The sequence below is a fragment of the Rahnella sp. NRRL B-41462 genome (genome assembly GCF_003263525.1).
Lineage (GTDB): Bacteria > Pseudomonadota > Gammaproteobacteria > Enterobacterales > Enterobacteriaceae > Rahnella > Rahnella aceris.
This window is the reverse complement of record NZ_JYDF01000019.1, coordinates 1-21826: the sequence shown is the minus strand read 5'-3', so window position 1 is coordinate 21826 and position 21826 is coordinate 1. Positions and strand designations below refer to the sequence as shown.

Sequence of the window (21826 nt, the reverse complement as noted above, 5' to 3'; positions counted from 1 at the left end):
ACGCGGCCATTGCTGAGAGAGAAGACTATGTTTGGAAAAGGCGGCATTGGTAACCTGATGAAACAGGCCCAGCAAATGCAGGAAAAAATGCAACAGGCTCAGGCGGAAATCGCTCAGCTGGAAGTGACTGGTGAGTCAGGCGCTGGCCTGGTGAAAATCACCATCAACGGTGCGCACAACGTGCGTCGCGTTGAAATCGATCCAAGCCTGCTGGAAGACGATAAAGACATGCTGGAAGATCTGATCGCTGCGGCGTTCAACGATGCTGCACGTCGTATCGATGAAACTCAGAAAGAAAAAATGGCAGCCGTATCTGGCGGCATGCAATTGCCACCAGGCTTCAAGATGCCATTCTGATGCAAACCAGCCCTCTCCTTGAATCTTTAATGGAGGCGTTGCGTTGCCTGCCGGGCGTCGGCCCGAAGTCCGCGCAACGTATGGCATTCCAGTTGCTGCAACGTGATCGCAGCGGCGGAATGCGGCTGGCGCAGTCTTTAACGCGTGCCATGTCTGAGATCGGCCATTGTGCCGATTGCCGTACCTTCACCGAGCAGGAAGTCTGTACGATTTGCGCCAATCCACGGCGTAAAGAAAACGGTCAGGTTTGTGTGGTGGAAAGCCCGGCGGACATTCATGCGATAGAACAAACCGGTCAGTTCTCTGGTCGCTATTTTGTGCTGATGGGACACCTGTCACCACTCGATGGCATCGGGCCGGACGACATCGGTTTAGGCCGTCTGGAAGAGCGTCTTGAAAGTGAAAATATTCAGGAAGTGATCCTGGCGACTAACCCGACGGTTGAAGGTGAAGCGACCGCCAACTACATCGCTGAAATGTGCGGCCAGTATGGCGTACTGGCTAGCCGCATTGCGCACGGTGTGCCAGTCGGAGGCGAACTGGATATGGTCGACGGCACCACGCTGTCGCATTCCCTTGCCGGACGTCATCCCTTTCGGTTCTGACTGTTATGCGGGCGCGGTTCTCTGCGCCCCGTTTTATTCAGCTATCCCTCTGCATTTCTTCTTAAAATTTTCTCCCTGTGCTTGAAAAGCCTGACACGTAACCCCACTTATTCCTCAACGTCTGATTTGGTCAATAACAGTATCTGGATTGAGGTAATTTGATGAGTATGAAAGGACAAGAGACACGCGGATTCCAGTCTGAAGTAAAACAACTGCTTCATCTGATGATCCATTCCCTGTATTCAAACAAAGAAATTTTCCTGCGTGAGCTGATTTCCAACGCCTCAGATGCCGCTGATAAACTGCGTTTCCGCGCATTGTCTGCGCCTGAACTTTATGAAGGTGATGGCGAGCTGCATGTCCGTCTGGCATTTGATAAAGAAAAACGCACCCTGACGCTGAGTGATAACGGTATCGGCATGAGCCGTGACGAAGTTATCGATAACCTCGGTACCATCGCCAAATCCGGCACCAAAGCGTTCCTGCAATCTGTCGGTTCTGAGCAGGCGAAAGACAGCCAGTTGATTGGTCAGTTTGGTGTGGGCTTCTACTCTGCCTTTATCGTGGCAGACAAAGTCACCGTGCGCACCCGCGCAGCCGGTGCCAGTGCTGAAGAAGGCGTATTCTGGGAATCTGCCGGTGAAGGTGAATACACCCTGGCGGATATCGAGAAAGCCGGTCGCGGGACTGAAATTACCCTGCATTTGCGCGAAGATCAGGACGAATTCCTGGATGACTGGCGCGTGCGCTCCATCATCAGTAAATATTCCGACCATATTGCGTTGCCGGTTGAAGTCGAAACCCGTAACGAAGAAGACGACACCGTCACCTGGGAACAAATCAACAAGGCACAGGCCCTGTGGACCCGCGGTAAAGCGGAAGTCACCGACGACGAATATAAAGAATTCTACAAACACATTTCTCATGATTTCAGCGATCCGCTGAGCTGGAGCCACAACCGCGTTGAAGGTAAGCAGGAATACACCAGCCTGCTGTACATCCCTTCACAGGCACCGTGGGATATGTGGAACCGCGACCATAAACACGGCCTGAAACTGTATGTTCAGCGCGTGTTTATCATGGACGAAGCCGAGCAGTTCATGCCGAACTACCTGCGTTTTGTTCGTGGTCTGATAGATTCCAACGATCTGCCGCTGAACGTGTCCCGTGAAATTCTGCAGGACAGCCGCATCACCCAGAACCTGCGCAGTGCGCTGACCAAACGTGTTCTGCAAATGCTGGAAAAACTGGCGAAAGACGACAACGAAAAATACCTGCAATTCTGGAAACAGTTTGGTCTGGTATTGAAAGAAGGTCCGGCAGAAGACGGTGCGAACAAAGAAGCGATCGCCAAACTGCTGCGTTTCGCCAGCACCCGCAACGACAGCAGCGAGCAGACGTTGTCGCTGGAAGAGTATGTAGCGTCGATGGTTGAAGGCCAGGACAAAATTTATTACATCACTGCCGACAGCTATGCGGCCGCGAAGAGCAGCCCGCATCTGGAATTGTTCCGCAAAAAAGGCATTGAAGTCCTGTTGCTGTCTGACCGTATCGACGAATGGATGATGAGCTATCTGACTGAGTTTGATGGCAAAGTCTTCCAGTCCGTCAGCAAGGCCGACGACACACTGGACAAACTGGCTGACGAAAGCGAAGAGCAGAAAGAAGCCGAAAAAGCGCTGGAGCCGTTCGTTGAGCGCGTGAAAACGCTGCTGGGCGATCGTGTGAAAGAAGTGCGTCTGACGCACCGTCTGACCGATACGCCAGCCATCGTTACCACCGGTGCCGACGAAATGACCACGCAGATGGCAAAACTGTTTGCCGCTGCCGGTCAGGATGCGCCGGAAGTGAAATACATCTTTGAGCTGAACCCGGAACACGCGCTGGTGAAACGTGCTTCTGATGTGGCTGATGAAGATCAGTTCAGCGAGTGGATTGAGCTGTTGCTGGATCAGGCGCTGTTCGCAGAACGCGGCACGCTGGAAGATCCAAACCTGTTCATCCGTCGCATGAATACGCTGTTACAGGCGTAATCAGCTGGCGTAAAACGAAAAGGGTGTCGTGAAAGCGACACCCTTTTTTATTGCTTTGCTTCTTCCCGTATCCATTCCCTGACAGCCTGTGAGTAAAGTTCAGCAATCATGCCGGTAGCGTGATGTTCTCGCTGGTCGTGGTCCCGCAAACTGGCGGGTAGAACGACGGATGGCGCAGGCTTAACCCCAATTTCAGCAGGGCTTGTTCCTTGAGCAAAAGTGCTCAGAATGGTATGGTTGACCGTTTTTCGAGATTCATAAAAATTACATGCAAGGGGATTTACGCAATGCGTATCATTCTGCTGGGCGCTCCGGGCGCAGGTAAGGGTACTCAGGCTCAATTCATCATGGAGAAATTTGGTATTCCGCAAATTTCTACCGGTGATATGTTGCGCGCCGCTGTGAAGGCCGGAAGTGAACTCGGCAAGAAAGCAAAAGAGATTATGGATGCCGGTAAACTGGTAACCGACGAACTGGTTATCGCACTGGTGAAAGAACGTATTCAGCAGGAAGATTGCCGCAACGGTTTCCTGTTAGACGGTTTCCCTCGTACCATTCCGCAGGCTGATGCCATGAAAGACGCGGGCATCAAAGTGGATTACGTGCTGGAATTCGACGTGCCTGACGAACTGATCGTCGATCGCATCGTAGGTCGTCGCGTACACCCTGGCTCTGGCCGCGTGTACCACATCCATTACAATCCACCTAAAGTGGAAGGTAAAGACGATGTCACCGGCGAAGAACTGATCACCCGTAAAGATGATCAGGAAGAAACCGTGCGTAAACGTCTGGTGGAATACCATGAGCTGACTGAGCCGCTGGTGTCCTACTACAGCAAAGAAGCTGAAGCGGGCAATACCAGGTACGTCAAAATTGACGGTACACAACAGGTCTCTGCAGTGCGTGACGAACTGGCTGCTATTCTGAGCTGATCGTCTGTTCTGCGCACTATCACGGGGTGACTACGGTCGCCCCGTTTGTTTTTTTAGGGACTCCATTTCCAATACCCAAAATAATTCGAGCGGCGGCAAGCGAGCGTGACGGGGATTAATAATAACAATTCGCATTGATAGTTTCTGCCGTTGTTCCCATCGTCTTTGTTTTCGTTACAATGACCTGCGCCTCTTTGCCGCATCACAAATAAACGGTGGCGCCCATAACTTTTCGCACTGGCTTCAGTGCCTTCAATTTAGGAAATTCAGCATGACGCAGACCAAATTCGGTGTTCTCCTGGTCAACCTCGGGACGCCGGAAGCTCCGACCCCGCAGGCCGTTAGAAAATATCTGGCTGAATTTTTGAGTGATATCCGTGTGGTTGATACCCCCCGCTGGCTGTGGTGGCCGATCCTGAATTTGGTGATCCTGCCGCTGCGTTCCCCGCGCGTGTCCAAACTGTATAAAGCCGTGTGGATGGAAGAGGGCTCACCGCTGATGGTTTACAGCCGTCGTCAGCAGAAAGCGCTGGCAGAACGCCTGCCGGGTACGCCGGTTGAACTGGCGATGAGTTACGGCAAGCCGGGCATGAAAGAACCGATTGAAAAACTGCTGGCGCAGGGCGTGACCAAAATGGTGGTGCTGCCGCTGTATCCGCAATACTCCTGCTCAACCAGCGCCGCGGTATTTGACGGCGTGGCGCGTGTGCTGAAATCGCAGCGTCGCCTGCCTTCAATGAGCTTTATCCGTGATTACGCCACGCATCCGGCTTATATTTCCGCGCTGAAAGCCAGCATCGAACGTTCGTTCGCTCAGCATGGCGAACCGGACCGTCTGGTGTTGTCCTTCCACGGCATTCCAAAGCGTTTTGTCGCGCAGGGTGATGACTACGAACAGCGTTGCCGCGATACAGTGCAGGCGCTGACCGATGCGCTGCAACTACCTGCGGGCAAAATTATGCTGACCTTCCAGTCTCGCTTTGGTCGCGAACCATGGCTGACGCCTTACACCGATGAAACGCTGAAAGGCCTTCCGGCTCAGGGTGTTAAGCATATTCAGATCCTCTGCCCTGGCTTTGCGGCAGACTGTCTGGAGACACTGGAGGAAATCAAAGGCGAGAACCGCGAGATTTTTATTCATGCAGGCGGCGAGCGCTTCGAATATATTGACGCCTTAAACGACCAGCCGGAACATATTGATTTGCTGCAACAGCTGGTCACTCAGCACTTCTGACTGAAGCCTGAGTTTTTTGAATCTCCCGAGAATAATGCATGAAATTTCCTGGTAAACGTAAGTCCAAACACTATTTTCCGGTCAGCGCACGCGACCCTTTATTGCGTGATTCTATGTTGCAGGCAATGCAGCCGGAGTCAGAAGCCGGTGCCTCGTACATCGCCGGCATTGACCAGACGATGGTCGATATCGAAGCGCGTGTTGATGAGAATTTTGTTGCCCGCTACGGGCTGACGCCCGGTGAATCCAATATTCTTGATGATGAGATGTCGGAAACGCTGTATCAGGAACTGATGAGCAACGCCCTGATCACGCACCAGTTTGCGGGCGGTACTGTCGGTAACACACTGCACAACTATTCCGTGCTGGCCGATGACCGTTCTGTGCTGCTCGGCGTGATGTGTAATAACGTTAAAATTGGCGATTATGCTTACCGTTATCTTTGCAACACCTCCAGCCGCGTAGATCTTAACTTCCTGCAGGGCGTGGATGGCGCGATAGGTCGTTGCTTTACGCTGATCAGCGATACCGGCGAGCGCACCTTTGCCATCAGTCCGGGCAAAATGAACGGTCTGCGTGCGGAAAATGTGCCGGAAGATGTGATAGCAGGAGCCTCCGCGCTGTTACTGACCTCGTATTTGCTGCGCAGCAAGCCGGGCGAACCGATGCCGGAAGCCACCATGCAGGCGATTGAGTACGCGAAGAAGTACCATGTGCCGGTGGTCTTAACATTGGGCACACAATACGTTATCGCCGAAGATCCGCAGGCATGGCGTGATTTCATCCGTGATAACGTGTCGATTCTTGCGATGAACGAAGATGAAGGTTTTGCGCTGACTGGTCTGAAAGATCCGCTGATGGCGGCGGATAAGGCGCTGGACTGGGTCGATCTGGTGTTGTGTACCGCCGGGCCGAACGGCCTGTTTATGGCGAGTTATACCGAAGACGAGTTCAAGCGCACCACCCAGCATCCGCTGCTGCCGGGGGCGATTGCCGAATTCAATCAGTACGAATTCAGCCGCGCGATGCGTCGTGACTGTTGTCAGCAACCGTTGAAGATTTATTCCCACATCGCGCCGTATATGGGCGGGCCGGAGAAAATCATGAACACCAACGGAGCGGGTGACGGGGCATTATCGGCGCTGCTGCATGATATCGCCGCCAACGGTTTCCACCGGACTTCTGTGCCGAATTCCAGCAAACATTCCCGCGAGTATCTGACCTATTCCTCGCTGGCGCAGGTGTGTAAATACGCCAACCGTGTGAGTTATCAGGTGCTGAACCAGCACTCGCCGCGTCTGACGCGTGGCCTGCCGGAACGTGAAGACAGCCTGGAAGAGAGTTACTGGGAGCGCTAGGGAGTCAGGCGGCTGTCAACATTTTGATGAAAATCAGAAGGGCGTTGAGATAGAAGCCATTTTTTATAAAGCCACTTAAACAGGCGCAGTGATGAACTGCGCCCTTATTTTTTTAATCACTAACAGATGATCAGATCGGGCAAAACGGCCGCTTTTCGTCTTCGGTCATAATATCGATTTGCAGCATACCCAGCATGCTGTTGGCGATTTCCCGCTCGCCCATCACCACGCGATCCGCACCGCGTTCCAGGATATAGGTGACTTCATCGTCATAATGAGCACGGGCGATAATTTCGATATTTGGCCGCTTGACGCGGGCTGATGCGACGATTTCACCGGCTTCATAACCGTTGGGAATGGTCACCAGCAGCCAGCGGGCGCAGTCGAGACGCGCCAGATCCATCACTTCCTGATTGGCGGCATTGCCGAGCACCGTGCTGATGCCCTGATCGCGCAGCGCTTCGACACGCGGACGCGAATTTTCAATCACCACCAGCGGGATCCCCGCAGCCTGAAGTTTCTCGCCGAGCAGACTGCCGACGCGTCCGTAACCCACCAGCAGTGCGTGATTGCACAAATCGAACGGGATTTGCTTCTCGTCTTCAACCGCTTCTTCAACGCTCTGGTCTTCGATGGTTTCCGTTTTCGCCAGATATTTTTCCAGCAGCGTGAACAGCAGCGGGTTAAACATAATCGACAGAATTGCCCCCGCCAGCACCAGATTACGGCCATGTTCAGACAGCAGTCCCAGCGAAATCCCCAGACCGGCGAGAATAAAGGCGAATTCGCCGATCTGCGCCAGACTGACGGAAATCGTCAGCGCGGTGCGTTTGGAATGCCCGAACATCTTCACCAGCAGGAATGCGGCAATGGATTTACCGAACACGATAATCGCCAGCGTGGCGATCACGGTCAGCGGTTCACGCACCAGAATCATCGGGTCGAATAGCATGCCAACCGAGACGAAGAACAGCACCGCGAAGGCATCGCGCAGTGGTAACGTGTCGTGCGCCGCACGCTGGCTGAGTTCGGATTCATTGAGCACCATACCGGCGAAGAACGCGCCCAGCGCGAACGACACATCAAAGAATTCCACGGCGCCGTAAGCGATGCCCAGCGCCAGTGCCAGAACTGACAGCGTAAACAGTTCACGTGAACCGGTGCTGGCGGTTTTGGCGAGGATCCAAGGCACTACACGGCGGCCCACCACCATCATCAGCACCATAAACGCGATCACTTTACCAATCGTCACGGCAAGCCCGGTGAGCAGTTCTACCGGGCTGGAGTGATGGCTTTCCAGCATGCCGCTGAACGCAGGCAGCAGAACCAGCGTCAGCACCATCACCAGGTCTTCAACAATCAGCCAGCCGATGGCGATTTGCCCGCGCTGGCTTTCAATCAGTTGCCGTTCTTCCAGCGCCCGCAGCAACACCACGGTACTGGCGGTGGACAGACACAGCCCGAACACCAGTCCGGTGGCCAGATCCCAGCCCATCAGGCTTGATAATCCCATTCCAAGCAGTGTTGCAACCGCGATTTGCGCTACAGCGCCGGGAATGGCTATCGACTTTACGGCGAGTAAATCTTTCAGAGAAAAATGCAAACCTACGCCAAACATCAGCAGGATGACGCCGATTTCTGCCAGCTCCGGTGCCAGTGAAGTGTCTGCAACGAAGCCCGGTGTAAACGGACCGGCCAGCACGCCAGCAGCGAGATAGCCAACCAGAGGAGAAATTCGCAGGCGTTGGCGAGCATTCCTAACAGGAACGCTAAGACCAGACCGCCAACGATGGTAGTGATGAGAGGCGTAGAATGATGCATTCAGACTCCTTCTGGTTATGCATAAAGCAAATATGTTGCTGATTGTTTCTAAGTTTATGGTAAAAATCGTTTTCACGTTGGGGAATTTTGGCCTTTTTTATTTAAAATCATCAGCAGACGATAAAAAAAATTCCAACGCGGGATTTAAATGGGTTTTATCAGGCAGATATCAAGGGAATAAGGGTTCAGACGCTGCCGATATTTAACTATCGGCAGCCGGGAAGGAAAGGTTAAGGGCTATTTGCGTTCTATATTTGGCAGGAATGCTGTCAGGATCCCGAGCAACGGCAGGAAGGCACAAATCTGATACACCAGCTCGATACTGGTTTTATCGGCCACATAGCCGAGCACCGCAGCCCCCAGCCCGCCCATACCAAAGGCCAGCCCAAAGAACAGGCCCGACACCATGCCGACTTTCCCTGGCATCAGCTCCTGCGCAAACACCAGAATCGCCGAAAATGCTGAGGCGAGGATCACGCCGATAATCACGCTCAGTACGCTGGTCCACATCAGACTGGCGTGCGGCAAAAGTAGCGTAAATGGCGCGACGCCGAGAATTGAAGCCCAAATGACGTATTTGCGCCCAATCTTATCACCCACCGGCCCGCCGATAATGGTGCCCGCAGCCACTGCAAACAGAAAAACAAACAGATGGATTTGTGCGCTTTGCACCGATACCCCAAATTTATGGATCAGGTAAAAGGTGTAATAGCTGCTCAGGCTGGTCAGGTAGAAGTACTTGGAAAATATCAGGATCAGCAAAATACCCAGTGACATCGCCACCGTTTTACGTGGCAACAGGGTCACATGACTTTTCACCGGCCCGCGCGTTTTGGCGATCAGGTTTTGCTGGCGATACCATTTACTGATTTGCAGTAACACCACAATGCCGAGCAGCGCAGCCAGTGAGAACCACGCAACATTGCCTTTACCGTAAGGCGCAATAATCAGTGCAGCCAGCAGCGGGCCGAGGGAAGCGCCGAAATTACCGCCCACCTGGAACAGCGATTGCGCCAGCCCGTGACGACCGCCGGAAGCCATGCGTGCCACGCGCGAAGACTCAGGGTGGAAAACCGAAGAACCCGTCCCGACCAGCGCCGCCGCCAGCAGCACGACAGGGAAACTCTGCGCCACAGCCAGCAGCAGCAGCCCGGAGAGCGTAAAGCCCATGCCGACCGGCAAAGAATAGGGTTGCGGATGTTTGTCGGTGTAATAGCCGATCAGCGGCTGCAACAGTGATGCGGTGATCTGATACGTCAGCGTGATCAGCCCGATCTGTGTGAAGCTCAGGGAAAACTCGTTTTGCAGCAACGGATAAATCGCCAGTATCAGCGACTGGATCATGTCATTAAGCAGGTGAGAAACGCTGATCGCCGCCAGAATAGAAAACGCAGTCTTTTTGACTGCGTCTTTCTGCGGGCTGGCTGGCGTTGACGTCGTGTCTGTCATAGCAGAGGAAGCCTTCTTATTGTAGAGGTGCAGAGTACCGGCCTGTCAGCTGATTTTCGCGATCTCAGCAAACTGACCTTTCAGTAAGCGACAAAGATCACCTGCCGCCAGTTCAATATCAAGGCCGCGTTTACCGCCTGAAACATAAATGGTATTGAACGTCTGCGCCGGGCTGTCGATCACCGTGGGCAGCAGCTTTTTCTGTCCGAGGGGACTGATGCCACCGACCAGATAACCGGTAACGCGTTGTGCAATCATAGGATCCGCCATATCGGCTTTTTTCGCCCCCAGCGCTTTCGCGACTTTTTTTAAGTCCAGTTGGGATGCCACCGGCGTGACCGCCACGGCCAGATTTTTAGCATCGCCATTCAACGAAACCAGCAGGGTTTTATAAACCTGACGGGCGTCCAGACCGAGTTTTTTTACGGCTTCATCGCCAAAATTGGTTTCATCGCTGCTGTGTTCATACGGATGAAGGGTGAAGCTGACTTTATTCTTTTCCAGGAGTAATACGGCAGGGGTCATAGCCTGTCTCCTCTGTTTTATTTTATGTTGTTGTTCGAAATTTCATCACCTGTTCAATCTGATGAAATTAAACAATAAAGTGCACTTAATAAGCGAAGGAGAAATAGTAGAGCAATGAATGGTTATTGCCAAGACCCAACACAGATTGCTACCCTGTGCCAGCCGGTGTTGCGCCTGTAAAGGCTGACACTGAAGCTATAACTAATAAAATGAAATTCCTCTTTGACTGGCCGATAGAAATATCGGCCATTTTTTTAATCTCCGTCATCCTTCAGGCTATCTCTTCTTTGCGAGTAATTCCGGCAGATTCCCTTCGCCATACAAATGCAGCGCACCTACTGCGACCACATAGTTTCCCGCCGGGAGATCCAGCAACAGTTGTTTCCAGCGAATGTTTCGCTGATTCATCAGGATATCGTACAAATCGCTGCTGAAAGTGTTAGGCAATTGCTCGGTCGCCAGCCCCGGTTTGGTATCCAGCCACCAGCTGATCATGGTTTGCAGCAAGCGGGCATTGGTGTGCCAGTGCGTCAGGGTATCTTCCAGCAGCGTGAGTCCGCCATCTGGCAACTGCTGCAATAATTCGAACTGTTCCTGCGGACCTTCCAGCTCGATGATTTTCGTCCCCTGCTTTTTGGCGGTCTGCAACAGCTGATAATCAATGCCGTAATTTCCGCGCAACCCGAGGCGCTGCGCCTGCGTGGCCTGCAACATCAGTGCCACCTGCCACGAGGGCAGCGGATTGAGCGTCCACATGGATACGCCCAGTTCTTCGCATAAACGTTCGACGTGCAGATACTGGGATTCGGGCAGACGTTCGGCCAGCGGCGGAAATTCGCCGGTCATGCTGAAGGGAGATTCCGTGCCGCTGATATCGGCTTCGACAATCAGTGCATCGGCTTTTTGCAGGCGGCGCAACAGGGGGGCGGGCAGGGGGTGCATGTCCTGCGTGCCCATATGAATGCTGCCGACCAGATGCAGGGAGCGGTTGCCGGGAAGCTGAATATCAATGGCGGGATAAGAATACTCGACGGGAAACAACTTGCGGAACCCGCTTAATACCCGGTTGAAAAAATGCGCCATAGTGCATGGTCTCCCGAAAAATGAGAGACCATGCTAACGCGTCATCGTTTTAGCGAACAGGGGAAACGTCTTGTTTTTTCGGCTTAAAGTGCAACAGGCGATTTGCGTTAGCGACGACGGTAATGGATGACAGTGCCATCGCTGCACCTGCCACGACCGGGCTGAGCAAGGTACCGGTCAGCGGATAAAGCACACCGGCCGCAACGGGAATGCCAATCACGTTATAGATAAAAGCGCCCAGCAGGTTCTGCTTCATGTTACGCAGCGTCGCCTGAGACATCGCCAGCGCATCGGCGACACCGTGCAGACTCGCACGCATCAGGGTAATGGCCGCTGTTTCGATCGCCACATCGCTGCCTCCGCCCATCGCAATCCCGACATCGGCCTGCGCCAGTGCCGGGGCATCATTAATGCCGTCGCCGATCATGGCGACCTGCTGGCCTTTGTCCTGCAACGCTTTAATGGCATCGGCTTTGCCTTCGGGACGCACACCGGCAATCACTTTATCGATTCCTGCTTGTGCGGCAATTGCCTGAGCGGTACGCGGATTGTCGCCGGTCAGCATCACCAGCTGATACCCAAGCTGATGCAGACGTTGTAAGGCGCTGACGCTGTCTTCACGTAATGGGTCACGCAGCGCGAACAGCGCCGCCAGTTGTCCGTTTGCCGCCAGCAATACCGGCGTCGCGCCTTCGCCTGCCATGCTTTCCAGCAGAGTGTTGGCATCCACGGTATCCACGCCATTTTCCTGCATCAGCGCCTGATTACCCAGTAATAACGCCGTACCGTCAACATCGCCGCGTAAACCCAGACCGCCAAGGGTACGGAAATTCAGCACGTCAGGAATGTCCAGCCCGCCAGCTTTTTCAACAATCGCCTGCGCCAGCGGGTGGTGCGAGCCTTTTTCCAGCGCGGCGGCAAAGCGCAGCGCCTGCTGTTCACGGATACCGCCAAAGGTGTATGTATCCGTCACTTTCGGCTGACCTTCCGTCAGCGTCCCGGTTTTATCAAATACCAGCGTGGTGAGGGTACTGGCTTTTTGCAGCGCATCGGCATCACGCACCAGTACGCCGAATTCCGCCGCACGGCCGACGCCCGCGGTAACCGACATCGGCGTCGCTAATCCCAGCGCACAAGGACAGGCGATAATCAGCACGGTAGTGACGATCACCAGCGTATACATCAGTTGTGGCTGCGGACCGAAGAAGTACCAGATTGCGCCACTGAACAAAGCAATCAGCACCACGGCGGGCACGAAGACAGAAGATATTTTATCTGCCAGCTTACCGATTTCAGGCTTGCTGCTCTGGGCTTCGCGCACCAGTTTGATGATCCGCGAAAGGGTCGTCTGGCTGCCGATAGCGTCAGCGCGGAACAGCACGCTGCCGTCTTTGACCAGCGTCCCCGCATGCACTTTTTCACCCTGGGATTTCTGCTGTGGGATGGGTTCGCCGGTCAGCATGGCTTCATCCATCCAGGCTTCGCCGCTTTGAATTTCACCGTCAACCGGCACACGATCACCGGTGGTGAGCCGCAGCGTCATGCCTTGCTGTATTTCAGCCAGCGGCAGGGTTTTTTCGCCTTCTGCGGTGACAACGCGTGCGGTCGGTGGGGTCAGGTCCAGCAAGCGTTCGAGTGCTTTTGATGAACGCTGACGTCCGCGTTGTTCCAGCGCGTGACCCAGATTAATCAGGCCAATAATCATCACGCTGGCTTCATAGTAAAGATGGCGCGCCTGCATCGGGAACGCATCCGGCCAAAGGCTGACAGCGAAGGAGAAAATCCACGCTGCGCCGGTACCGAGTGACACCAGCGTGTCCATATTCGCGCTGCCGTGCATCAGGTTTTTCCATGCACTGCGGTAAAAATGCCCGCCAGCGACAATCATAATCAGCAATGTCAGCAGGCCGATAATCAGCCAGCCGGTCTGATTACCGGCGGTGACCATCATTTCGCCGCCGAGCAATCCCCATAACATCATCGGGATACCGGCAGCCAGGCCGAGCGCTGCCTGCCAGCTAAAGCGGATCATGCTTTTGCGTGAGGTTTGTTGCTGGCGCTCACGGCGTTCGGTTTCGTCGATAATAATTTCAGCGCCATAACCGGCACGTTCAACGGCGGCAATCAGTGCGTTTTGATCAGCTTTGCCGCTGACCAGCGCACTGCGTTCCGCCAGATTGACCCGTGCCTGCTCGACACCATTCACGCCTTCCAGCGCCCGTTGCACTTTACTGACACAACTGGCGCAGCTCATGCCGCTGAGCAATAATTGCACGCTGTCATCAGCGGCTTGCGGGGCGTGAGTCTCAGCCGGAACAGGTGACGCAGCCGCTGACAGGGGTTCCGGCAAAACACTCGCCTTATCGGTCAGCGGCTCAGATTTTGGGGATGTATCTCCTGCAACCTGCGCGTCGTAGCCGGCGTTCACTACGGCGTCGATCAGGCTCTGGCTGCTGGCATCGCCTTTGACGATGGCTTTATCCAGAGAGACTTCTACAGAGGTGGTGCCTTCAACCGCTTCCAGCGCTTTCCGCGTTGAAGCGACACAGTGCCCGCAGGACAAGCCTTGCAGGGATAATACGGTAGTCGTCATGATGAATTTCCTTTTTGCCTTGACCTGATTGTCAAATTTCACTAGTTATAGAGCATAAACCTTCCAGCAAGGGTAAGGTCAAGGAGGCAAAATGAACATCAGTGATGTGGCGAAAAAAACCGGGCTGACCAGCAAAGCGATTCGTTTTTATGAAGAGAAAGGGCTGGTCACCGCACCGGCTCGCAGTGAAAACGGCTACCGCAGCTATGCACAAAAACATATCGAAGAACTGACGTTGTTGCGCCAGGCGCGGCAGGTTGGTTTTACGCTGGAAGAGTGTCAGGAACTGGTGGCATTATTCCACAATCCTGACAGGCACAGCGCTGACGTAAAAGCGCGGACATTAGAAAAGGCCGCCGAAATTGCGCGGCACATTGAAGAACTGAAAGTGATGCGTGAGCGCTTACTGACGCTGGCGGAATCCTGCCCCGGCGACGAGGGTGCGGATTGCCCGATCATCGATAATCTCAGCGGCTGCTGTCATAACAAACATTAACGCGCATCGGGTTCTACGCGCAGCGTCGCCCCTTCCACACCGGTGATAACAACTTTGTCCCCGACGTTCAGAGGGGAGCTGCAGATCGCACGCCAGCTGCTGTCACCGATTTGTACCCGTGTGAACTGGTTAATTACCGGTTCCAGCACTGTAGCGTAAGTGCCCACTAATTGCTGGCCTCGCTGATTGAGTGCGGCATTGCCGGAAGATTTATCCACCCGCTGGTTCAGCCACTTCCACCACAGCCACGCCGCCAGAATGGTCAGCAGGGCAAATGCCGTGCCCTGCCATGCCCACGGCAGCGGCAGGATCCACGTGACAGCACCCACCAGGGCCGCCGCCACGCCGCTCCACAGCAAGTAACCACTCGCACCCACCAGCTCAGCTGCCAGTAACAGGCCACCCAGAGACAGCCAGAATACGTGCGGATTTGCCATGAAATCATGCAGCATTATTTGCCGCCTTTGGTTTCTTTCAGCAACTCAGCAATTCCGCCAATGGAGCCCATCAGACTGGTGGCATCCAGCGGCATCATGATGATTTTGCTGTTATTGGCAGAACCGATTTTCGTCAGGGCATCGGTATATTTTTGTGCCACGAAGTAGTTAATCGCCCGCACATCACCGGCCGCAATCGCCTCGGACACCATTTTGGTGGCCTGGGCTTCCGCTTCCGCCGCACGTTCACGCGCTTCTGCCTGCAGGAATGCTGACTGACGCTCACCTTCGGCTTTCAGAATTTGCGACTGTTTTTCACCTTCAGCACGTAAAATGGCGGACTGACGTACACCTTCGGCTTCCAGAATGTCGGCACGTTTTGTACGTTCGGCTTTCATCTGTGCGTTCATCGCAGAGATCAGTTCAGCCGGTGGGCGCACATCACGGATCTCGATACGGGTGATTTTCACGCCCCACGGATTGGTAGCTTCATCGACGATATGCAGCAAACGTGCGTTGATGTTGTCGCGTTGTGACAACATTTCGTCCAGTTCCATCGAGCCGAGAACGGTACGGAAGTTGGTCATCGTCAGGTTAACGATCGCCTGCTCCAGATTGCTGACTTCATAGGCGGCGCGCGCCGGGTCAATCACCTGAATGAAACACACCGCATCGATGGCAACATTGGCGTTATCGCGGGAAATCACTTCCTGAGAAGGAATATCCAGTACCTGTTCCATCATATTGATTTTGCGACCGATGCGGTCGACAAACGGCACCACCAGGTTCAGCCCCGGCATCAGGGTTTTGGTATAGCGGCCAAAACGTTCGACGGTCCACTGGTAGCCCTGGGGCACGATCTTGATCCCGGCGTACACCATCAGCAGCGCCAGTACGATCAGAATAAGGATAGGGATGGGAATAAGGTCAAACATAGTATGAAACTCCTGTAAACCTGTGTTCTGACTATCCACGGGGGAATAATCGAATAAAAACATGTCCCTGGCGCACTCACCGACCGGTCAGGCGCGTGTTCAATTGTCGCACAAATCGTTAAGTCATCGTATTAATAAAAGGATAGTTCAGAGGATAAAAGACGGGGGAAATGCTAAAAAAAACGCACGTCCGGAGAAGTGACGTGCGCAGGGCGTTTACGGTGAAACCGGATGAATCAATAGAGCAGGGAATATAACTGGCGGCGGTATTTGGCGGCCAGCGCATCGCCGGTGCCGAGTGCTGCCATAATATCCATCAGCGTTTTACGTGCCGCACCGTTCGCCGCCCCTAAGTCTTTCTTCAGCGGAGCCATCAGCAGTTCCAGCGCTTCTTCATTACGCCCGACCTGATGAAGTTGCAGGCTGAGTTTGACCACCAGCTCGGCATTCTCAGGATCCTGCGACAACGCCTGCTGAAGTTGCTGAATTTCCGGCGTATCGGCGGCCTGTTTCAGTAACTCGATCTGCGCAATCAGCCCCTGATAACGGGAATCTTTATCCTGTAACGGAATGGTCGCCAGCACGGCTTCGGCATCGTCAGTACGGTGCAGATTAATTTGTGTTTCCGCCAGCAACAAACCGATGTCACTGCGCTGATTGCTCAACTGCCATGCTTCTTTCAGCAACTGCAGGGCACCATTCACATCGCCCGCTTGCAACATTTCCTGCGCCTGAGCCAGTTTCAGCTCTTCTTCTTTCGGCAACACTTTCTGCAGCAGTTCGCGGATCACTTCTTCCGGCTGCGGACCCTGGAAACCATCGACCGGCTGACCGTCTTTGAACAGATAAACGGCAGGGATCGAGCGCAGACCAAACTGCTGGGCGATCATCTGCTCGGCATCGCAGTCCACTTTTGCCAGGATTAGCTGACCGGCGTATTCGACGGCCAGTTTGTCGAGAACCGGACCCAGTTGCAGGCAATGCTGGCTGCGTTCAGACCAGAAATAGAACATCACCGGCACAGACATGGATTGTTCCAGCGTCTGGTGCAGGTTGGTTTCGTTGATATCGATTACTGTAGGTTGTGCAAGCATGAATTCTGTCTCTCCGCTACCCGTCATACTTCGAGCTGCTGATGCGTTGGCTGCGCTCATTCAGCCCGGTCACTTAGTTATCTAAGCTCCCGGGTCTTCGTGAGCTTGCCGCCTTCCCGCAACTCGAATTATTTAGGGTATAGAAAATTAAAGTATTTAAGAACAAATGGGGGCGACTCTTGCCGCTTCAACCCCGTATCGCTTTTACTTAGCTGTTTCCGCGTAATATTTTGTCCAGCACGCGCGCGGGCAACAGACGTTTCAGCACCGTCAGGGCATGGGCGACCAGTGTGACCGGATAACGCAGGCGCGCGCGCGGATGTTCTAAAGCATGGTGCAGTTTGGGCAAAACCGCCTCCGGCTTGAGTGTAAAACGACGGGCAATACCCGGATTTTCGACCGGCTGGTCGGTCTGCGACTGACTCACATTGGCGGTGAAATTACTGCTCAGCGGGCCGGGTTCAATCAGGCTGACCTGAATACCGGTGCCGTGCAGCTCCATGCGCAGTGTGTCGGACCAGGCCTCCAGTGCAAATTTACTGGCAGCATACACGCCCCGGCGCGGCGTAGTGATCAGCCCCATCACCGAGCTGGTCTGGATAATACGGCCTTCGCCGTGTGGCAACATGGCGGGTAACAGAAGCTGCGTCAGCTGATGTGTACCAAATAAATTGGTGGAAAATTGTTGTTCGAACTGCTCACGGCTGATGCTGCTGAGCGGGCCATAAACGCCGTAACCCGCATTATTAAACAAGCCATACAGACGGTTGCCTGTCAGCGCAATGACCTCGGCGGCCGCAAGTTCGACGCTCTGTTTATCATCAAGATCGCACTGAATAGTTTCAAACCCCATCTGCTGCAGCGTGTCGATATCCTGCGTTTTCCGACATGCCGCCAGTACCCGATAACCGCGTGCGCGCAAATCCTGTGCGGCAACCAGCCCGATACCGCTGGAACAACCGGTGATTAATACTGCTTTTTGCATAACTTTACCTGTGAGGTGTCCCTATTTTTTATGACTGTGATTTACTAGGGAGTCGGGTGAAAAAGGTAACGTCTTGGTTTTGCTCACGTCCCGGTATTATTTTTATTCGTCGTATTTTAACCCTAATGCGTCAGCAGCGGCGTGAGTTTTTCTGACATCCATCCGGCAATAAACGATTGTGCTGCCAGCGCAGGATGTAAACCGTCGTCCTGCATCCATTCAGGTTTCACGGCGACCTGCTCCATAAAGAACGGCACCAGCGGGATGTTTTCCTGCTTTGCCAGCGCCGGATAAATGGCGTAGAACGCGTCGCCGTAGCGGCGGCCATAATTGGGTGGCAGACGGATTTGCATCAGCAACGGTTGGGCATTGCTCTGTTTTACCTGTTCAATCACCTGTTGCAGCGTCCGGGAAAGGGTTTGTGGCGGGAAACCCCGCAATCCGTCGTTGGCACCCAGTTCAATCAGCACCCAGCGGGGGTGATGTTGTTGCAGCAAGGATGGCAGGCGTGCCAGCCCTTGTTCAGCGGTATCGCCGCTGATACTGGCGTTGATTATGGTGGGCTTGCCACCTTCTTTTTGCCATGTGTTATTCAGTAATGTCGGCCAGGATTCGGCTACCGGAAGGCGATAGACCGCACTCAAACTGTCGCCAATAATCAGCAAGTTATCAGCAGCAACGGCGCGAAAACTCAATAATCCTAACAACATAAGGAAGGGGAGATGCCAGCGGAAAATGTTCTTGAAGTTCATCATCTAAGTAAGCACGTCGGTCAGGGTGAAGGTCAGCTCACCATCCTGTCCGGTGTGGAGCTGGTTGTCAAACCTGCCCAGACAATTGCCCTGATTGGCGAATCCGGTTCCGGTAAATCCACCTTGCTGGGCATTCTTGCCGGGCTGGATGATGGCACCCGGGGTGATGTGAAATTACTGGGCAAATCCCTCAGCGAACTCAATGAGGAAGGGCGCGCGGCGCTACGGGCAAAAAATGTCGGTTTCGTGTTCCAGTCTTTCATGCTGGTGCCGACACTCAACGCACTGGAAAACGTCCAGCTTCCTGCGTTGTTGCGCGGTGAAAGCGACAGCAGCAGTCGTCAGCAGGCCGTGCAGTTACTGGAAAGTCTCGGGCTGGGCGGGCGTCTGCATCATCTTCCGGCGCAGCTTTCCGGCGGCGAACAACAGCGTGTGGCGCTGGCGCGGGCATTCATCGGCAAGCCCAAATTATTGTTTGCCGATGAGCCGACCGGCAATCTGGATCGCGTGACCGGCGAGCGTATTGTCGATTTGCTGTTTTCACTGAACCGCGATGCGGCAACGACGCTGATTCTGGTCACCCATGACGAACAGCTGGCGGCGCGCTGTCAGCGGCGGTTGCGTCTGCGTGACGGGAAATTATGGGAGGAAGCATGATCTGGCGCTGGTTCTGGCGGGAATGGCGTTCGCCTTCGCTGCTGATCGTCTGGCTGGCGCTGACCCTGGCAGTGGCCTGTGTGCTGGCGCTTGGCAGTATCAGCGACCGCATGGACAAAGGGCTGAGTCAGCAAAGCCGTGAGTTTATCGCCGGGGATCGCGTCCTGCGTTCCGCGCATCCGATTACGGAAGCCTGGTTGCAGGATGCACAGTCGCAGGGGCTGAAAGTCAGCCGTCAGCTCTCTTTTATGACCATGACGTTTGCCGGCGAAACGCCGCAACTGGCGGCGGTGAAAGCCACCGATCTGGCATATCCGCTGTATGGCGCGTTACAAACCGAACCGGCAGGACTGAAACCTGAACCGGGAACGGTGCTGGTCGCGCCGCGCCTGCTGGCACTGCTGAACGTAAAAGTCGGCGACAATCTGGATGTCGGAGATACCACGCTGAAAATCGCCGGTGTGATTGTTCAGGAGCCGGATTCGGGCTTTAACCCGTTCCAGACTGCGCCCCGTGTGATCATGAATCTGGAAGACGTGCCGAAAACCGGGGCTGTTCAGCCGGGCAGTCGTCTGACCTATCGCTATATGTTTGCCGGTTCGCCGCAAGCGATTCAAAGTTACGGCGAAGCGATAAAAGGGCTGCTTAAGCCTGATCAGCGCTGGAGCGGGATGGAAGATTCCGACGGGGCGCTGGGCAAATCATTACAGCGCTCTCAGCAATTCCTCACGCTGTCGGCACTGCTGACCCTGATGCTGTCAATCGCCGCGATTGCCGTGTCGATGGGGCATTACTGCCGGAGCCGTTATGATCTGGTTGCGGTCCTGAAAACGCTGGGTGCCGGGAAAAAGGCGCTGCAAAAGCTGATTATCGGTCAGTGGCTGGCGGTGCTGGCGCTGGCGGGGTTGTGCGGCAGCGTGGTTGGTCTGGCATTTGAAGCCATCCTGATGAAAGTGCTGGCGCCGGTTTTGCCTGCAGAATTACCGCCTGCCGGTGGCTGGCCGTGGGTGTGGTCGATGGGCGCGATGGTGGTGATCTCGCTGTTGATCGGCATTCGTCCGTATCGCCAGTTGCTTGCGACCCAGCCACTGCGGGTGCTGCGCCATGATGTGGTGGCAAATGTCTGGCCGCTGCGTTATTTCCTGCCGGTGATGGTTGTGGTAGTGGTGGGTTTGCTGGCAGCGCTGATGGGCGGCAGTGCGCTGCTCTGGTCATTGCTGGCGGGCGTACTGGTACTTTCGCTGCTGCTTGGTCTGATTGGCTGGGGGGCGCTGCTGCTGTTACGCAAGCTGACATTCCGTCAGTTACCGCTGCGTCTGGCGGTCAACCGTCTGCTGCGTCAGCCGTGGGTGACGCTCAGCCAACTGGCGGCATTCTCGATGTCATTTATGTTGCTGGCGTTGCTGCTGGTGATGCGCGGGGATTTACTGGATCGCTGGGAGCAACAACTGCCGCCGGACAGCCCGAATTACTTCCTGCTTAATATCACCAAAGACCAAATCCCGCAGGTGACGGATTTCCTGCATCAGCATAACGCGCAACCGGAAACCTTCTACCCGATTGTGCGGGTACGTCTGACGAAGATTAACGACAAAGTTGCCACTGATATCATCAAACCGGATGACGCAGGGGGAGAGGCGGTCAACCGTGAACTGAATCTGACCTGGATGCAGGGACTGCCGGATCACAATCCGCTGGTTGCAGGCAACGGACCGCCGAAAGTCGGTGAAGTGTCGGTAGATGAAGGGCTGGCGGGGCGTCTGGGACTGAAGCTGGGCGATACCGTCACGTTCAGCGGTGATACGCAGGAATTCAGCGCCAAAATCACCAGCCTGCGTAAAGTGGACTGGGACAGCCTGAAGCCGAATTTCTACTTCATCTTCCCGCCGGGTGCGCTGGATGCACAACCGCAAAGCTGGCTGACCAGCTTCCGTTATCACGGTGATGTCAGCACCATCACGCAGCTTAACCGTCAGTTCCCGACGCTGAGTTTGCTGGATATCGGCTCGATCCTGCGTCAGGTCGGCCAGGTATTACAGCAGGTGAGTCGGGCGCTGGAAGTGATGGTGATCCTGGTGATGCTGTGCGGCGGATTGCTGCTGCTGGCGCAAATTCAGGTCGGCATGCGTCAGCGCCGTCAGGAGCTGATTGTTTACCGCACGCTGGGTGCCAGCAAAAAAATGCTGCACCGGACATTGTGGTGTGAATTTGCCGTGCTCGGGCTGGTGGCGGGGATCGCCGCCGCCATCGGCGCGGAAGCTGCATTGTGGCTACTGCAACGCCAGGTTTTCGATTTCCCATGGGAACCGAATTATCTGATGTGGATTGCGGTACCGGTGGTCAGCGCGGTGCTGCTGTCGGTTTGCGGCGGTTGGCTGGGTGGTGCGGTTGCTGCGGGGGCGGGCGTTGTTCCGGCAATACGACTCGTAGTTTCTAAACTCCGTCCCCCTGCGAAGGGGGAGGCAGGGAGGGGGTTTTAA

General features: G+C 54.6%; 17 protein-coding genes and 2 pseudogenes. 9 read left to right on the top strand and 10 right to left on the bottom strand.

Annotation, left to right across the window (positions count from 1 at the left end):
* Window positions 1-27 precede the first annotated feature (27 nt).
* The 6 genes from UC14_RS06255 to UC14_RS06230 all read left to right on the top strand — a co-directional run bounded on the left by UC14_RS06255 (window position 28) and on the right by UC14_RS06230 (window position 6519).
* Window positions 28-357: a YbaB/EbfC family nucleoid-associated protein gene (locus UC14_RS06255; RefSeq protein ID WP_013576599.1), complete on the top strand. Its 330-nt coding sequence runs from the start codon at window positions 28-30 to the stop codon at window positions 355-357.
* Window positions 357-962, top strand: a complete 606-nt coding sequence (gene recR / locus UC14_RS06250; RefSeq protein WP_112197396.1) for a recombination mediator RecR — start codon at window positions 357-359, stop codon at window positions 960-962. The genes UC14_RS06255 and recR overlap by 1 nt, the downstream gene beginning before the upstream one ends.
* A 167-nt stretch (window positions 963-1129) precedes the next feature.
* Window positions 1130-2995, top strand: a complete 1866-nt coding sequence (gene htpG, locus UC14_RS06245) for a molecular chaperone HtpG (RefSeq protein ID WP_198670056.1) — start codon at window positions 1130-1132, stop codon at window positions 2993-2995.
* 287 nt (window positions 2996-3282) lie between these two features.
* Window positions 3283-3927 carry an adenylate kinase gene (adk, locus tag UC14_RS06240; protein WP_013576596.1) on the top strand — a complete coding sequence of 215 codons (645 nt, stop codon included), beginning with the start codon at window positions 3283-3285 and terminating at the stop codon, window positions 3925-3927.
* 271 nt (window positions 3928-4198) lie between these two features.
* Entirely contained in the window at window positions 4199-5161 is a 963-nt protein-coding gene (hemH, locus tag UC14_RS06235; protein ID WP_037036882.1) for a ferrochelatase, read from the top strand.
* Window positions 5162-5199: 38 nt separating this feature from the next.
* A complete protein-coding gene (locus UC14_RS06230) occupies window positions 5200-6519 on the top strand; it encodes an inosine/guanosine kinase (RefSeq protein ID WP_013576594.1) in 1320 nt (439 codons plus the stop codon).
* Between the two features lie 130 nt (window positions 6520-6649).
* On the opposite strand, the pseudogene ybaL reads toward UC14_RS06230, so the two are convergent.
* The 5 genes and pseudogenes from ybaL to copA all read right to left on the bottom strand — a co-directional run bounded on the left by ybaL (window position 6650) and on the right by copA (window position 13990).
* Window positions 6650-8340: pseudogene (gene ybaL, locus UC14_RS06225) on the bottom strand (YbaL family putative K(+) efflux transporter).
* Window positions 8341-8577: 237 nt separating this feature from the next.
* On the bottom strand, window positions 8578-9789 hold the full coding sequence (locus UC14_RS06220) for an MFS transporter (RefSeq protein WP_037036886.1): 1212 nt from the start codon (window positions 9787-9789) through the stop codon (window positions 8578-8580).
* Between the two features lie 45 nt (window positions 9790-9834).
* Complete coding sequence (gene ybaK, locus UC14_RS06215; protein ID WP_013576591.1) at window positions 9835-10314, bottom strand: Cys-tRNA(Pro)/Cys-tRNA(Cys) deacylase YbaK; 480 nt, start codon at window positions 10312-10314, stop codon at window positions 9835-9837.
* A 276-nt stretch (window positions 10315-10590) separates the two neighbouring features.
* Window positions 10591-11397: a TraB/GumN family protein gene (locus UC14_RS06210; RefSeq protein ID WP_013576590.1), complete on the bottom strand. Its 807-nt coding sequence runs from the start codon at window positions 11395-11397 to the stop codon at window positions 10591-10593.
* 49 nt (window positions 11398-11446) lie between these two features.
* Window positions 11447-13990, bottom strand: a complete 2544-nt coding sequence (copA, locus tag UC14_RS06205) for a copper-exporting P-type ATPase CopA (protein WP_112197394.1) — start codon at window positions 13988-13990, stop codon at window positions 11447-11449.
* 91 nt (window positions 13991-14081) lie between these two features.
* On the opposite strand from copA, the gene cueR reads away from it, so the two are divergent.
* The gene (gene cueR / locus UC14_RS06200) at window positions 14082-14486 is read left to right on the top strand and encodes a Cu(I)-responsive transcriptional regulator (RefSeq protein WP_013576588.1); all 405 of its coding nucleotides are present in this window, start codon (window positions 14082-14084) and stop codon (window positions 14484-14486) included.
* Here cueR and UC14_RS06195 read toward each other — a convergent pair.
* The 5 genes from UC14_RS06195 to tesA form a co-directional block, all read right to left on the bottom strand.
* Window positions 14483-14938, bottom strand: coding sequence for an NfeD family protein (locus UC14_RS06195; RefSeq protein ID WP_112197393.1), 456 nt, complete (start codon window positions 14936-14938; stop codon window positions 14483-14485). The two genes, cueR and UC14_RS06195, sit on opposite strands and share 4 nt — an antisense overlap.
* Window positions 14938-15858 (bottom strand): SPFH domain-containing protein, encoded by a 921-nt coding sequence (locus UC14_RS06190; protein WP_037036893.1) that lies wholly within the window; start codon window positions 15856-15858, stop codon window positions 14938-14940. Before UC14_RS06190 ends, UC14_RS06195 begins: the two co-directional genes overlap by 1 nt.
* Window positions 15859-16094: 236 nt before the next feature.
* The gene (locus UC14_RS06185; protein WP_112197392.1) at window positions 16095-16952 is read right to left on the bottom strand and encodes a co-chaperone YbbN; all 858 of its coding nucleotides are present in this window, start codon (window positions 16950-16952) and stop codon (window positions 16095-16097) included.
* 208 nt (window positions 16953-17160) lie between these two features.
* Window positions 17161-17937, bottom strand: coding sequence for an SDR family oxidoreductase (locus tag UC14_RS06180; RefSeq protein ID WP_112197391.1), 777 nt, complete (start codon window positions 17935-17937; stop codon window positions 17161-17163).
* Window positions 17938-18059: 122 nt separating this feature from the next.
* Window positions 18060-18689 (bottom strand): multifunctional acyl-CoA thioesterase I/protease I/lysophospholipase L1, encoded by a 630-nt coding sequence (gene tesA / locus UC14_RS06175; RefSeq protein ID WP_015690300.1) that lies wholly within the window; start codon window positions 18687-18689, stop codon window positions 18060-18062.
* Here tesA and ybbA point away from each other — a divergent pair.
* Both ybbA and ybbP read left to right on the top strand, forming a co-directional pair.
* On the top strand, window positions 18660-19346 hold the full coding sequence (gene ybbA, locus UC14_RS06170) for a putative ABC transporter ATP-binding protein YbbA (protein WP_015690299.1): 687 nt from the start codon (window positions 18660-18662) through the stop codon (window positions 19344-19346). The two genes, tesA and ybbA, sit on opposite strands and share 30 nt — an antisense overlap.
* Window positions 19343-21776, top strand: a pseudogene (gene ybbP, locus UC14_RS06165) (putative ABC transporter permease subunit YbbP). Before ybbA ends, ybbP begins: the two are co-directional and overlap by 4 nt.
* The last annotated feature ends 50 nt before the right edge of the window (window positions 21777-21826 follow it).